We start from the raw sequence: 404 nt of genomic DNA on the forward strand, positions 1-404 counted from the left end.
TTGGACATGGACTATGTCTGTGCGCTGACCGAGCGTGTGCGGCAGGACCCTTCCGTCGTCCGTGTGCTTCGATATCTTCCCAACTCCAGTCTCTACCGAGCCGGGAGCCACTGGCGGTATCTGGAGATGCGGTCCCGGGGGCGCGATCGCTCTTACGGTCTGGTCGCGGTGGTAGGCACCTCTTATCTCGAAGCCACGTTGGAGCGAGCACGTGGCGGCTGCACCCTGGATGAGCTCGTGCAGACCTTGGTGGTGAGCCACGAGGGGGTATCTCGAGAGGATGCAGGTGCATACGTCGAGGCCCTCATCCAGTCGCACCTCCTGGTACCTACCTGGGCACCGCCGCTCACCGGCAGTGAGCCCGTACCCTCTCTTCTCGACGCTGCGCACGGTATTCCCGCGCT

Annotated in this window: 1 protein-coding gene; it reads left to right on the forward strand. The window is 63.6% G+C overall.

The window, feature by feature from the left end; all coding sequences use genetic code 11:
- Positions 1-6 precede the first annotated feature (6 nt).
- Positions 7-404: lantibiotic dehydratase (locus tag D7Y04_RS43215; RefSeq protein WP_233601877.1), on the forward strand; the 398-nt coding region annotated here is incomplete at its 3' end.

Origin of the sequence: Corallococcus sp. AB038B (genome assembly GCF_003668955.1) — a bacterium.
Classification (GTDB): domain Bacteria; phylum Myxococcota; class Myxococcia; order Myxococcales; family Myxococcaceae; genus Corallococcus; species Corallococcus exiguus.